12 protein-coding genes are annotated in these 12,697 nt (G+C 65.1%); 5 read left to right on the plus strand and 7 right to left on the minus strand.

What is annotated here, in order from left to right; translation table 11 throughout:
• The first annotated feature begins 41 nt into the window (after positions 1–41).
• Entirely contained in the window at positions 42–362 is a 321-nt protein-coding gene (locus tag AC1D09_RS18175; RefSeq protein ID WP_477662115.1) for a DUF2007 domain-containing protein, read from the plus strand.
• Here the strand turns inward: AC1D09_RS18175 and purB are convergent.
• Complete coding sequence (gene purB, locus AC1D09_RS18180; RefSeq protein WP_477701160.1) at positions 359–1,750, minus strand: adenylosuccinate lyase; 1,392 nt, start codon at positions 1,748–1,750, stop codon at positions 359–361. The two genes, AC1D09_RS18175 and purB, sit on opposite strands and share 4 nt — an antisense overlap.
• A 136-nt stretch (positions 1,751–1,886) precedes the next feature.
• Between purB and AC1D09_RS18185 the strand changes: the two genes are divergently transcribed.
• A complete protein-coding gene (locus AC1D09_RS18185; protein ID WP_477662113.1) occupies positions 1,887–2,504 on the plus strand; it encodes a glutathione S-transferase family protein in 618 nt (205 codons plus the stop codon).
• A gap of 395 nt (positions 2,505–2,899) precedes the next feature.
• Here the strand turns inward: AC1D09_RS18185 and AC1D09_RS18190 are convergent, their stop codons facing one another.
• Positions 2,900–3,490 carry a glutathione peroxidase gene (locus AC1D09_RS18190; RefSeq protein ID WP_477662170.1) on the minus strand — a complete coding sequence of 197 codons (591 nt, stop codon included), beginning with the start codon at positions 3,488–3,490 and terminating at the stop codon, positions 2,900–2,902.
• Positions 3,491–3,826: 336 nt separating this feature from the next.
• Here AC1D09_RS18190 and AC1D09_RS18195 point away from each other — a divergent pair, with 336 nt between their 5' ends.
• From AC1D09_RS18195 to rfaE2, 3 genes are read left to right on the plus strand one after another with little or no spacing between them, the layout of a single operon-like run.
• Positions 3,827–4,696: a ferritin family protein gene (locus AC1D09_RS18195; protein ID WP_477662112.1), complete on the plus strand. Its 870-nt coding sequence runs from the start codon at positions 3,827–3,829 to the stop codon at positions 4,694–4,696.
• Positions 4,696–5,046 carry a Rid family hydrolase gene (locus tag AC1D09_RS18200; protein WP_477662111.1) on the plus strand — a complete coding sequence of 117 codons (351 nt, stop codon included), beginning with the start codon at positions 4,696–4,698 and terminating at the stop codon, positions 5,044–5,046. The genes AC1D09_RS18195 and AC1D09_RS18200 overlap by 1 nt, the downstream gene beginning before the upstream one ends.
• Before the next feature lie 9 nt (positions 5,047–5,055).
• The gene (rfaE2, locus tag AC1D09_RS18205) at positions 5,056–5,559 is read left to right on the plus strand and encodes a D-glycero-beta-D-manno-heptose 1-phosphate adenylyltransferase (RefSeq protein WP_477662110.1); all 504 of its coding nucleotides are present in this window, start codon (positions 5,056–5,058) and stop codon (positions 5,557–5,559) included.
• Positions 5,560–5,575: 16 nt separating this feature from the next.
• Here rfaE2 and AC1D09_RS18210 read toward each other — a convergent pair whose 3' ends face one another.
• From AC1D09_RS18210 to AC1D09_RS18230, 5 genes are all read right to left on the minus strand, one after another.
• On the minus strand, positions 5,576–6,820 hold the full coding sequence (locus tag AC1D09_RS18210) for a beta-ketoacyl-[acyl-carrier-protein] synthase family protein (RefSeq protein ID WP_477662109.1): 1,245 nt from the start codon (positions 6,818–6,820) through the stop codon (positions 5,576–5,578).
• Between the two features lie 27 nt (positions 6,821–6,847).
• On the minus strand, positions 6,848–7,087 hold the full coding sequence (locus AC1D09_RS18215) for an acyl carrier protein (RefSeq protein ID WP_007870140.1): 240 nt from the start codon (positions 7,085–7,087) through the stop codon (positions 6,848–6,850).
• Between the two features lie 113 nt (positions 7,088–7,200).
• Positions 7,201–8,247 carry an SDR family oxidoreductase gene (locus tag AC1D09_RS18220; protein ID WP_477701161.1) on the minus strand — a complete coding sequence of 349 codons (1,047 nt, stop codon included), beginning with the start codon at positions 8,245–8,247 and terminating at the stop codon, positions 7,201–7,203.
• A gap of 153 nt (positions 8,248–8,400) precedes the next feature.
• Positions 8,401–11,508, minus strand: coding sequence for an efflux RND transporter permease subunit (locus AC1D09_RS18225; RefSeq protein WP_477662107.1), 3,108 nt, complete (start codon positions 11,506–11,508; stop codon positions 8,401–8,403).
• An 11-nt stretch (positions 11,509–11,519) separates the two neighbouring features.
• Positions 11,520–12,683, minus strand: coding sequence for an efflux RND transporter periplasmic adaptor subunit (locus tag AC1D09_RS18230; protein WP_477662106.1), 1,164 nt, complete (start codon positions 12,681–12,683; stop codon positions 11,520–11,522).
• Between the last annotated feature and the right edge of the window lie 14 nt (positions 12,684–12,697).

A 12,697-nucleotide genomic window follows, 5' to 3' on the forward strand; every position in this document is an offset into this window, starting at 1 on the left:
ATCTGGCAGCGGTGGGCGGCCGGGCGGGCTAAACTGGCTGCATGCTCAGACTGGCCCGCGCCCCCAATATCGCCATCGCCGCGCTATGGGTGGATGCCTTGCAACAGGCCGGTTTTGCGGCCAGTGTGCAGCGTTATTTCCTGGGCAGCGTGGCCGGCGAGTTACCGCCTGACCAGTGCCTGCCCGAAGTCTGGCTCACGCACGACCACGAGGAGGCGCGCGCGAAGGAGTTGCTGCACAGCTTGCAGAACATCCCGCAGCGGCGCTGGCTGTGTGCCTGCGGCGAAATGGTGGAAGGCGGCTTTGAGCAGTGCTGGCAATGCGGCGCCGACATGCCGGCGCCGCCTGCCGCGTCCGCCTAGACGCGTTTGGCGAGCTCGGCCGCCAGGCCGACATAGCTGCCCGGCGTCATGGCCAGCAAGCGGGTTTTCTCGGCTTCGGGAATTTCCAGCGAGCGGATCAGCGCATGCAGGTCTTCGGCCTTCACGGTCTTGCCGCGCGTGACTTCCTTGAGCTTTTCATAGGCGCCCTGCACGCCGTAGCGGCGCATCACGGTCTGTATCGGCTCGGCCAGCACTTCCCAGGAATTGTTGAGGTCGTCGCTGAGCGCTTCACGGTTCAACTCGAGCTTGTTCAGGCCCACGCTCAGGGAGTTGTAGGCCAGCACGGCATAACCCAGCGCCACGCCCATGTTGCGCAGCACGGTGGAGTCGGTCAGGTCGCGCTGCCAGCGGGAGATCGGCAGCTTCTCGCTCAGGTGGCGCAGCAGCGCGTTGGCCAGCCCCAGGTTGCCTTCGGCGTTTTCAAAGTCGATCGGGTTGACCTTGTGCGGCATGGTGGAGGAGCCGATTTCACCGTCCTTCAAGCGCTGCTTGAAGTAGCCCACGCTTACATAGCCCCAGATGTCGCGGGCCAGGTCGATCAGGATGGTGTTGGCGCGCGCCACGGCGTCGAACAGCTCGGCCATGTAGTCGTGCGGCTCGATCTGGATGCTGTAGGGCTGGAAGGTCAGGCCCAGGCCCAGCGGCTCGGGCGTTTCGATGACACTGCGGCTGAAGGCTTCCCAGTCGAAATCGGGCCAGGCCGAGAGGTGGGCGTTGTAGTTGCCCACGGCGCCATTCATTTTGCCCATCAGCTTGACCGCGGCGATCTTCTCGCGCGCATTGGCCAGGCGCACCACGACGTTGGCGATTTCCTTGCCGACCGTGGTCGGGCTGGCGGTCTGGCCGTGCGTGCGGCTGAGCATGGGCTCGGCGGCGAACAGATGGGCCATGTCGCGCAGCTGGGCGATCACCTTGTCGAGCGCCGGCAGCACCACCAGGTCGCGGCCGCTTTTGAGCTGCAGCGCGTGGCTGGTGTTGTTGATGTCTTCGCTGGTGCAGGCAAAGTGCACAAATTCGCTGGCGCCCTTGAGTTCGGGCCTGGCCTCGAATTTGGACTTGATCCAGTACTCGACGGCTTTCACGTCGTGGTTGGTGGTTTTTTCGATGTCCTTGATGGCCGCGGCGTCGCTTTCCGAGAAATTCTTGACCAGGCCCAGCAGATAGGTGCGGGCACCCGGGCTCAGCGGCTTGAATTCGGCGAATTTGGCGTCGGACAGCGCGATGAACCAGGCCACCTCCACCTGGACGCGGCGGTGCATATAGCCCTGCTCGGACATCAGGGGGCGTAACTGGGCAAGCTTGCCGGCGTAGCGGCCGTCCAGCGGGGACAGCGCGTTGATGGTGGAAAACGGGGTGGAAGAGCTCATCCTCCAATTGTAGGGGCGGCCCCGGGGGCCGGCCCGCGGGACTGTCCAGATTTGCGACGTTTGGAGGAGCCTGTCAGCCGGGGCCCGGGCTTACTCGATAGAATGCACTTCCCTCGGACCACGATCTCACACCACCATGAAACTCATCGGATCCGCCACCAGCCCCTATGTGCGCAAAGTGCGCATCGTAATGGCCGAGAAAAAGCTCGACTTCCAGTTCATCCTGGAAGATGTCTGGGCGGCGAACACCACCATCAGCGCGTCCAACCCCCTGGGCAAGGTGCCCTGCCTGGTCATGGAAGGCGGCGAAGCCGTGTTCGACTCCCGCGTGATCGTCGAATACCTGGACACCCTGTCGCCCGTCGGCAAGCTGATCCCGACCCAAGGCCGTGAGCGTGCCGAAGTCAAAACCTGGGAAGCCCTGGCCGACGGCCTTGTTGACGCCGCCATCCTGGCGCGCCTGGAAGCCACCTGGAGCGGCCGCAGCGCCAAGCAGCGCAGCGACGCCTGGATCGACCGCCAGATGGGCAAGATAGAGGCCACCCTCAAGGCCATGAGCACCGGCCTGGGCGACAAGGCCTTTTGCAGCGGCATCCACTTCAGCCTGTCGGACGTGGCGGTCGGCTGCGCGCTGGGTTATCTTGATCTGCGCTTCACGCAGGTCAACTGGCGCGAACTTTATCCCAACCTTGCCAAGCTGCAGGACAAGCTGATGCAGCGCCCCAGTTTCGCGGAAACAATTCCGCCGGGCTGATCAAAAACAGGGAGTAGCTTTCGCCCGGCCATTCGCCGCGGCGGGGCGAGCGCCCGGAGCCAAGGACCGCCACGCGCAAGGGCACGCCGCCTATGGGCGGGGCCTTGCTGGCTGGAATATAAAAATGCTGCGAAGCGCCCCGGCGCGAACGAGGGAGGGAGGGAGGAGGAGGAGCGCCCCGGGATTGCAGCTGAACCTGGACGGCTCAGAAGGCTTCGCAACAATGAAACTGTTTTGTGCCAGCGCTGCTTGCTTGTGACGGCAAATGCGCTTGCGTAAGTATGAGCGCACAAGCCGCCCGGAGTTCCCCCCGGCCGCGCTGCATCAGGTAAATTTTTGTTAACGACGCAGCGGCCGGTATGGCGAGCCGAAATGGCCGCGGATGGCATTGCGCTTCACGGCGCCACTGCCAGCTGTTTTTCGATCTCCTGGATGAAGGCTCGGCCGGCCGGATCAGCCGTGGAGTTGAAACTGGTGACGCTGCTGCCGTCCCGCGCGATCACGTATTTGTAGAAATTCCAGCGCGGCATGGTGCCTGTTTTGGCCGCCAGCTGCTTGAAAAGCGGATTGGCGTCTTTGCCGGTCACACTGGTTTTGGTGAACATGGGAAATTTCACCCCGAAGGTGTTTTCGCAGAAGTCCGCGATTTCCTTGTTGCTGCCGGTTTCCTGCGAAAAGTCGTTGGAGGGAAAGCCCAGTACCACCAGCCCCCGGTCCTTGTACCTGGCGTAGAGCGCTTCCAGCCCCTGGTATTGGGGCGTGAAGCCGCAAAAACTGGCGGTGTTGACCACGACCACCACTTTTCCCCTGTACTGGCACAGCGACTGCGGCTTTTCGTCCTGCAGGCGCAAAAAGTTTTGTTGCAAAAGAGCGGGGCAGGCCGCAGGCGTCGGGCCGGCCGGAGCGGCCGAGGCGAGGGAAGCGGCCAGCAGGGCGCCGCAATAAAACACGGCCCGCAGAGAGTTTCGGGGCTTGAAGGCGGGCATGGTTAAACTCACGGGCAATTGGGTGATGGGTGGACGGCGGCTCATTCTGGCGCTGTTCGGCTAGCGGCACAAATCGCCTGCGCGGGAGACCCCACAGCCGGCGCTGCGGCACTTGCGGAATTCAAGCCGCGTTTTGAGTGAACAATGCGGTCGAAATCGAACTCCACGTAGGCAAACATGCCGGAATAAGCCTGAATTTGCCTGATTTGCCGGTAAATTGCCGACAAATCGCAAGTTGTCACATTAGCCGCCTAAAATCACCCCCTAATACCCAGGATGCGCCCGGCAGCGTCCGAGGCAGATTTATCCGCGAATTCGATCGCGAAGGAGTTCTCAATGCTTTACCCCGAACTGTTCAAACAACTTGAATCCGTCCGTTGGGACATGGATAAGGACATTCCATGGGCCAGTTTTGACCCCGCCAAGCTGACCGATGAGCAGGCCCAGACCATCAAGATGAATGCCATCACCGAATGGTCCGCATTGCCCGCCACGGAAATGTTCCTGCGCGACAACAAGGATGACAGCGACTTCTCGGCCTTCATGTCGATCTGGTTCTTCGAAGAGCAAAAACACTCGCTGGTGCTGATGGAATACCTCAAGCGCTTCCGGCCCGACCTGGCGCCCACCGAAAAAGAGCTGCACGAAGTTCGCTTCGAGTTCGAACCCGCGCCCGCGCTGGAAACCCTGATGCTGCATTTTTGCGGCGAGATCCGCCTGAACCACTGGTACCGCCGTGCCAGCGAGTGGCATACCGAGCCGGTCATCAAGCAGATCTACACCCAGCTGAGCCAGGACGAAGCGCGCCACGGCGGCGCCTACCTGCGCTACATGAAACGCGCCATCAACAACTTCGGCAATGAAGCGAAATCCGCTTTCACCAAGGTTGGCGTGCTGATGGCCAGCGCCCGCCGCACGGCGCAGGCCTTGCACCCCACCAATCTGCACGTGAACAAGAGCCTGTTTCCGCGCGACACCATCCAGAGCCGCTTGCCCAACCCGGAATGGCTGGAGCACTGGCTGGACACGCAGATCAAGTTCGACGCGGTGTGGGAAGGCAAGGTGGTCGAGCGCATCCTGCACAACCTGAGCCTGCTGATGAACCAGAGCTTCAAGACCGTGCAGGAGCTCAACCGTTACCGCAAGGAGATCGGCAAGGAGCTTGCCGATTCCATCAGCGCCAAGCCGTCTCCCGCCGGGGCCTGATGCAGGACCTGCGCTGGCCGAGCAGCGCCGGCGGCCGAAGCCGGGTGGTCGCGCGCGGCGCGCAGGTATTCGCGGTGGCGAACGCCAGCGACCCCCTGCTGGATTTTGATGGCCAGCTTTCGCAGACGCTGGAGATGCTTGATGCCCACCTGGCGCATGTAGGCGCTTCGCGTGCATCGCTGCTGAGCGTGCAGATCTTCCTGCCCGACATGCGGCACAAGAAACAATTGGACGCCGTTTGGCGCGCGTGGGTAGGCGAGGACAGCGCCGCCTGGCCCCAGCGTGCCGTGGTGGGCGCCGAGCTGGACGGTGGCCTGCTGGTCGAGATCGTGGCCCAGGCCTTCCGTTAAAGTCTCGGGATGTCCAGCCATCCCCAGCCCCCCGAATTCCTGAAAAAAATCGTCTCCCGAGAGGAGGCGCCGCGGCGCCTGGCCGCGCTGCCCCGCCCTATCGTCTTTACCAACGGGGTGTTTGACGTGCTGCACCGCGGGCATGCCAGCTACCTGGCCCAGGCGCGCGCGCTGGGCGGTAGCCTGGTGGTTGCCCTGAACACCGACGCCTCGGCCCGGCGGCTCGGCAAGGGGCCTGACCGGCCGCTCAACAACGAGCAGGACCGAGCCGTCATGATGGCCGCGCTGGAGTCGGTGAGCCTGGTCACCTGGTTCGACGAGGACACGCCGCTGGAGCTGATTTCCGAGCTGCGGCCCGACCTGCTGGTCAAGGGTGGCGACTATGACATGGACAAGCTCGCCGAAACGGCGGTGGTCAGGGCCTATGGCGGCGACGCCCGGGCGATCCCGTTTGTGGACGGCTACTCCACCACGGCGCTGGTGAAAAAAATCAGGGCTGCAGGCGGCACTTGAGGCCGGTGCGGCAGCGTCAGGCCGTCTTGGCGATCAGCACGGCATTGGAGCCGCCAAAGGCAAAGGAATTGGACATCACCGCACGCAGGCCCTTGGCGCCGCGCGGCGTCAGCGGGACGTAGTCCAGGTCGCAGCGCGGGTCGGGCTGGTGCAAAAAGGCCGTGGGCGGCAGTTGCCCGGCGCGCAGGGCCATCACGCTCGCGATGAATTCCATGGCGCCGGCCGCGCCCATGGCATGGCCGTGCACGCCCTTGCTGGAACTGATGGGCAGGTCCCAGGCAAGGTCCTGGAAGGCCAGCTTGATGGCGCTGGTTTCCACCACGTCGCCTACGTCGGTCGCGGTGCCGTGGGCATTGAGGTAGCCGATATCGGAGGCCCGCATTCCCGCATCCGCCAGCGCCAACGTCATGGCGCGCGCCTGGCCTTGGGCGTCGGGCTGCGTCAGGTGATGGGCATCGGTGGTGGAGGCGTAGCCGCAGAGCTCGGCCAGGATGGTGGCGCCGCGGCGTTTGGCGCTTTCCCATTCTTCGAGCACCAGCATGGCAGCGCCTTCGGCCAGCACCAGGCCGCTGCGGTCGGAAGAGAACGGGCGGCAGGATGTTTCGGGGCCGTCGGCGTGGGGCTTGGCCAGGGTGTGCATGGCCTGCCAGGCCTTGATGGTGCCGCGGTTGAGCAGCGCTTCCGAGCCGCCGGCCAGCATGGCGTCGGCATAGCCATGGCGGATTTGCCGGAAGGCCTCGCCAATGGAAGCGGCCGAGGAAGCGCAGGCGTTGGAGATGGTGCTGCTCGGCCCCTTCAGGCCGAACTCCATCGATACATGGGCGGCAATCGCGTTATTCATTGCCAGCACCACGGTCATGGGGCGCAGGCGGGCAACCTTTTGCTCGAGCAAGGCCGTGTAAGCCACGTCGGTGGAGCTGGCGCCGCCGCTGCCCGTGCCCAGGGATACGCCAAAGCGCTCGGCGGCAAAGCTGTTGTGCACGGCGGCGGGGTCTCCCAGGCCGGCCTGCGACATGGCTTCGCGGCCCGCCACCAGCGCAAACTGGCTGACGCGGTCCATGGTCAGCAGCCGGGCGCGCGGGAAATGGGGGTCGGGATCAAAATCGATCGCGCCGGCCAGCACGCTTTCGGTGCCGGTGGGAAAGGGAATGTCGACGGCGCGGATGCCGGAGCGGGCGGTCAGCAGGGCGTCAAAAAAAGCCGGGGTGCCGGTCCCCACGGCGGAAATAACGCCCAGACCCGTGATGGCAACGCGACGCATGGATGTCCTGGGGCGCCCGCCAGGGGCTTAAGCGGCGGGCTTGCCCGATGGCAGCAAAGGCTCGATCAGCTGGACCATTTCGGCCAGGGTCCGGGGCGGATTGGCCTGGTCGGGAATCTGGATGCCGAACTGGTCTTCAATCTGGAAGAGGAATTCGATGACCGCCAGGGAGTCCAATCCAAGGCTTTCCAGCGTGGCATCAGGCAGCAGTTTTTCCTCGCTGATGCCAAATGTCTCGGCAAAAAGTTTGATCAAATCAGAATTCATCACCCAACCAGTACGTATATGCAAAGCGTCATTGTCCCACCATCGCCGTGACAGCTGACCTTTGTTCAAACCTCGAGGTTATTTTACAAAAGCGGTGGCGTTGTTTTTGTGCTTCAGGGGGTGTACATCTGCCGGACGGCATCCGACAGGCTGAACGTTCCCAGGAGCTCCCCTAAATAGCTGACAGGCGCCGGTGCAACGGCCGCCGCGCCGATTTCAGCGCGCAAACGGGCGTTGCTGAACACCGCATCGGCTGTCAAAAAAGGCAGGTAGGGTTGCAGTGCCTCGAACATCCAGCGCTGGCGGGCGAATTTGGGTGTCGGCACGAAGTCGCGCCCCCGCATCACCAGCTTGCCTATGCCCGGCATGGTGGCCGTCAACTCGTCGGCCAGCACTTTGAACGTCATGGAGTCTTCGCCGGTTGACACGTGGTAGCAGTCGTGGGCCAGTTCGCCCTTGAGCAGCATTTCGGCGAAAGCGCCGGCGATGAAGTCCACAGGCGCGAAATCGAGCTTGGCCAAGGGATCCAGGGGAACGTCCCCTAACTCGGCCATCACGGGAATCGACCACAGCATATTGCGGGAAAGCTTGGCGTCGTCAATGCCGCGCGACAGCACGATGCCGGGGCGCAGGCTGACAAAGGGGCTGCCGGCGGCGCGCAGCAAGGTTTCGGCGTCGCGCTTGGACCGGATGTAGTCATTGGCGTAGCCGGCGAATGGCATGTCTTCCGTGATCACGCCGCGCGGCTCGGTGGTAACCGCCGCGGTGCCGACAAAAAAGCCGCGCTGCGACGGAGCCAGGTTTTTAAGGATGCCGGAAAACTGCTCGGCGGCCTTGATGTTGATAGGGTAAACCCCTGCGCCGGGCTTGAAGGAGGTGCTGGCCGCCGAGTGCAGGATCACGTCGGCGGACTGCAGCACGGCCGTGCTCAGGCCGAAATTGGGCTCGATGACGTCGCCGGCTTCGGCGGACACCATTTCGGCGAATTCGGGTTTCCACAGAACGCTCTTTTTCAGGCGCTCCAGGAGGCGGTCACGGGCTTGGTTCGAATCGGCGGCGCGCACCACAGCGGTGCTGTAGACGCCGCGCGCGGCCAGAAGAAGCATTAACTCGCCGCCAATCAGGCCGGTTGCGCCCGAAAGCAGTACGCGTTTAGACATGTGAAGAAATGTAAAGCTGAACCAGTGAGTATAAGCCAGCCCATCTCAGGAGGCTACAAAACCCGGCTGGGCGAAACCGTCTAAATCAGCACAATCGCACGCCGGCCGGGCTTTTTTTGGCGAGCAGGCAAGAGCCCCCTCGCCGCACCCGGCTTATTCCCCGGCCTGCGCCGGAGCGGGGGCGTCGCCGTGCCGGCCGCGCAATCGCCTGCTGGTGCGCCGGACGAAGTGCTCCAGGTCGTCGATATAGGTGAACACCGCGGGCACCACCAGCAGGCTGAGCACGGTGGAGGTGATCAGGCCGCCGATCACGGCAATCGACATCGGCGAGCGAAAGCTCGGGTCGGCCGCGCCCAGGCCCAGCGCGATAGGCATCATGCCGGCGCCCATGGCCAGCGTGGTCATGATGATGGGCCGCGCGCGCTTGTGGCAGGCGTCCAGCAGCGCGTCCCAGCGCGACATATTGTGGTCGCGCCGCGCCACGATGGCGTACTCCACCAGCAGGATGGAATTCTTGGTGGCGATGCCCATCAGCATGATCAAGCCGATCAGCGAAGGCATGGAGAAGCTCTTCTGTGCGACCAGCAGGCCGACGAAGGCGCCGCCCAGGGACAGCGGCAGGGCCGCCAGAATGGTGACCGGATGCAGGAAGTCCTTGAACAGCAACACCAGCACGATGTAGATGCACAGCACGCCGGTCAGCATGGCCAGGCCGAAGCTGGCAAACAGCTCTCCCATGACCTCGGCATCGCCGATTTCCACCACCTTGACGCCCGCCGGCAGGTTCTTGATGGCCGGCAACTGCTTGACGGCCTCGGTGATGTCGCCCAGGGCCCGGCCCGAGAGCTCGATCTCGAACTTGACGTTGCGCGACCGGTCGTAGCGGTCTATGACCGCCGGCCCGCCGGTGATTTCCAGCGTGGCCACCTGGCCCAGCATGACCGGGCCGACGCCGGGCTTGACGCTGGGCACGGCCAGACGCTCGAGCACACTCAGGTCCTTGCGGGCCGCATCGTCGAGCTTGACGACGATGGGCACCTGGCGCTGCGAGAGGTTGAGCTTGGGCAGCGATTCCTCGTAGTCGCCGACCGTCGCGATACGCAGTGTCTCGCCCATGGCCGCGCTGGTCACGCCCAGGTCGGCCGCGCGCGCGAAGTCCGGCTTGATGGCGATTTCAGGCCGCACCAGGCTGGCGCTCGATGAAATATTGCCCAGGCCGGGAATGGTGCGCAAATCTTTTTCCACCGCCATTGCGGCGGCCTGCAGGGCGTTGGCGTCTTCGGCCGTCAGCACCAGCATATAGGCTTCGCCGGATCCGCCCAGGCCGACCTTGCTGCGCACGCCGGGCAAAGATTCCAGGGCCGCGCGCATCTTGTTTTCGATGCCCTGCTTGCGCGGGCGTTCGTTGCGCTCATCGAGCAGCACTGTCAGCGTGGCCTTGCGGGTTTCCGCCGCGCCCTGCATGGCAAAGGGGTCGCCGCCGGCCGTGCCTCCGCCTATGGTGGTGTAGACGTTCTTGACGTGCTCGACCTTGCTGATGAGCTGGCGCGCGTGCTCGGCCGAGGCCCTGGTCTGCGCCAGTGTCGCGCCGGGCGGCAGCTCCAGGTAAACCTGGGTCTGCGAGTTGTCGTCGGGTGGGATGAAACCCGTGGGCAGCAGCGGCACCAGCGCCACCGAGCCGAAGAAAAACAGCGTGGCCATGGCCATGGTCTTCACGCGGTGATGCAGGCACCAGGTGGCGGCCCGCATGTACCATCGCATCCAGCCCGGGTCGGTGTGCGTGCCCACCACGGGCTTGAGGATGTAGGCCGCCATCATGGGCGTGAGCACCCGCGCCACCACCAGCGAGGCGAACACGGCCAGCGAGGCGGTCCAGCCGAACTGCTTGAAGAACTTGCCGGCCACGCCGCTCATGAAGGCGGTGGGCAGGAACACAGCGATCAGGGTGAAGGTGGTGGCAATCACCGCCAGGCCGATTTCGTCGGCCGCTTCCATCGCGGCCTCATAAGGCGTTTTCCCCATGCGCAGGTGGCGCACGATGTTTTCCACCTCGACGATGGCGTCGTCCACCAGGATACCTATCACCAGCGAGAGCGCCAGCAGCGTGATCACATTGATGGAAAAGCCCAGCAGGTGCATGCCGATGAAGGCCGGGATCACCGACAGCGGCAGCGCCACCGCGGAGACGAAGGTGGCGCGCCAGTCGCGCAGGAACAGCCACACCACCAGCACGGCCAGGATGCCGCCCTCGTAGAGCAGGTGCATGGAGCCGTCGTATTCCTCTTGCACCGGCTTGACGAAGTTGAAGGCTTCCACAAGTTCCACGTCGGGGTATTGCCGCTTGAGTTCGGCCAGCGCGGCCTGCACGGCGGCGCCCACGGCCACTTCACTTTCCCCGCGGCTGCGCGAGACCTCGAACCCGACCACAGGTTTGCCGTCCAGCAGCGCGGCCGCGCGCGGCTCGGCGGTGGTGTCGGTCACGGTGGCGACCTGGTCCAGCCGTATGCGCCGGCCGTCGCTCAGGGCCAGCTCGATGCCGGCCAGTTCCGCGGCCGACTTCACCGTCGCCAGGGTGCGCATGGGCTGCTCGCTGCCGCCCAGGTCGGCGCGCCCACCGGCGCTTTCCGTCTGCACCTGGCGCAGCTGGCGCGAGATATCGGACGCCGTGGCGCCCAGGGCCTGCAGGCGCGACGGATCCAGCGCCACGCGCACCTCGCGCGAGACGCCGCCCACGCGGTTGACCGCGCCCACGCCGCGCACCGCCAGCAGCTTGCGCGAGACATCGTTGTCGACGAACCAGGACAGTGCCTCCTCGTCCATGCGCGGCGAGCGGATGGTGAAGGCCAGCACGGGCTGGCCGGCCAGGTCCATCTTGGAGACCACCGGTTCGCGCACGTCGGCGGGCAGTTCGCTGCGCACCTTGGACACCGCGGCGCGCACGTCGTCCACGGCTTCCTGCACGGGTTTTTCGAGCCGGAACTCGGCCGTGATGGTGGCGCCGCCGTCCTGCACCTTGGTATAGATGTGCTTGAGGCCCTGCACCGTGGCGATGGAGTTTTCCAGCTTGCGCGCCACTTCGGTTTCAAGCTGGGCGGGCGCCGCGCCCGGCAGCGAGGCCGACACCGTCACCGTGGGCAGGTCGATGTCGGGAAAGTTTTGCACCTTCATCGCCTTGAAGGACAGCATGCCGGCGAAAGTCAGCAGCACAAACAGCATGACCGCCGGAATCGGGTTCTTGATCGACCAGGAGGAGACATTCATGGGCCTGCTCCTTACTTGCTGGCGGCCGTCGCCGGCCTGGCGGTGGCCGGTGCGGCGGGGACGGCATCGCTGACCCTGACCAGGTCGCCGTCGTTCAGGAAGCCCGCGCCGCTGACGATGATGCGCGCGTCCGCGGCCAGGCCGGAGGTAATCTCGACCCTGTCGCCTGCCAGCCGGCCGGTCTGCACCTTGAGCTGGCTGATGCGGTTATCGGCATTGAGGCGAAACAGGTAGTTAAAGCCGTCGCGCACCACCAGCGCCGGCTGGGGCACGGTCAACGCGGGCGTCTCGCCCAGCTCGAACTCCCCGCGCGCGAACATGCCGGCCTTGGCCGGCGAGGCCATGCCGGCGGAAACCGGCAGGTCCACATAGACCAGTGCCGCGCGGGTTTGCGGGTCCACGCTGGGGGCGATCATGCGCACCCGGCCCTTGAGTTCGGCACCGCTGGCGGCCACCACCCTGGCCGTGGTGCCGGCCTTGATACGGCCCAGCTCGGCCGAGGTCACCTCCGCGCGCCACTCGAGGCGCCCGCCCCGTATCAGGCGGAACAACTCGGTGCCCTGGGGCACCACCGAGCCCACCGTCGCGGTGCGCGCGGAGATCACGCCGCTGTCGGGCGCCAGCACCTGGGTGTTCTTGCCGCGCAGCTGCTGCGCGTCGAGCACGGCCTTGGCCGCCTCGACACGCGCCTTGGCGGTCTGCTCGGCGGTGTTGTACTGGTTGATCTGCTGGTCGCTCAGCGCGCCCGAGCTGGCCAGGGTGCGCGCGCGCGCCGCATTGTCGGCCGCGTCGGCCGCGTTGGCCTGCGCCTCGATCAGGCTGGCGCGGGCCTGCGCGGTGTCGGCTTGCACGCTGTCGCCCGAGAACACCGCGAGCACCTGCCCGGCCTTGACCTGGTCGCCGACGTTGGCCTGCACCTGCACCAGCCGCAAGCCGTTGGACTCGGAGCCGATCACGGCTTCCTGCCAGGCCGTGATGTTGCCGTTGGCGCTGAGCTTGACCGGCAGGCTCATCTGCCGCGGCAGCGCCGTGGCGACGGTCAGGGCCGGCTTGGCGGTGGGCGGGGCATCGCCTTTGGCCTCCGAGCGGGAAAGGAAAAAGGCGGCGCCTCCCGCCACCAGCACGGCAGCGGCGATCAAGGCGATGGCAAAAGGGGTGGGCTTGAGTTTGGGCATGGTGTGCAAGGGCT

It is taken from the genome of Polaromonas sp. P1_A2 (assembly GCF_056406895.1).

What these genes read in the sequence shown, in the direction of transcription:
- AC1D09_RS18230 (WP_477662106.1), bottom strand. Translation starts at nt 12,683, where the DNA reads ATGCCCAAACTCAAGCCCACCCCTTTTGCCATCGCCTTGATCGCCGCT.
- AC1D09_RS18220 (WP_477701161.1), bottom strand. Translation starts at nt 8,247, where the DNA reads ATGTCTAAACGCGTACTGCTTTCGGGCGCAACCGGCCTGATTGGCGGC.
- rfaE2 (WP_477662110.1), top strand. Translation starts at nt 5,056, where the DNA reads ATGTCCAGCCATCCCCAGCCCCCCGAATTCCTGAAAAAAATCGTCTCC.
- AC1D09_RS18210 (WP_477662109.1), bottom strand. Translation starts at nt 6,820, where the DNA reads ATGCGTCGCGTTGCCATCACGGGTCTGGGCGTTATTTCCGCCGTGGGG.
- purB (WP_477701160.1), bottom strand. Translation starts at nt 1,750, where the DNA reads ATGAGCTCTTCCACCCCGTTTTCCACCATCAACGCGCTGTCCCCGCTG.
- AC1D09_RS18200 (WP_477662111.1), top strand. Translation starts at nt 4,696, where the DNA reads ATGCAGGACCTGCGCTGGCCGAGCAGCGCCGGCGGCCGAAGCCGGGTG.
- AC1D09_RS18225 (WP_477662107.1), bottom strand. Translation starts at nt 11,508, where the DNA reads ATGAATGTCTCCTCCTGGTCGATCAAGAACCCGATTCCGGCGGTCATG.
- AC1D09_RS18190 (WP_477662170.1), bottom strand. Translation starts at nt 3,490, where the DNA reads ATGCCCGCCTTCAAGCCCCGAAACTCTCTGCGGGCCGTGTTTTATTGC.
- AC1D09_RS18175 (WP_477662115.1), top strand. Translation starts at nt 42, where the DNA reads ATGCTCAGACTGGCCCGCGCCCCCAATATCGCCATCGCCGCGCTATGG.
- AC1D09_RS18185 (WP_477662113.1), top strand. Translation starts at nt 1,887, where the DNA reads ATGAAACTCATCGGATCCGCCACCAGCCCCTATGTGCGCAAAGTGCGC.
- AC1D09_RS18195 (WP_477662112.1), top strand. Translation starts at nt 3,827, where the DNA reads ATGCTTTACCCCGAACTGTTCAAACAACTTGAATCCGTCCGTTGGGAC.
- AC1D09_RS18215 (WP_007870140.1), bottom strand. Translation starts at nt 7,087, where the DNA reads ATGAATTCTGATTTGATCAAACTTTTTGCCGAGACATTTGGCATCAGC.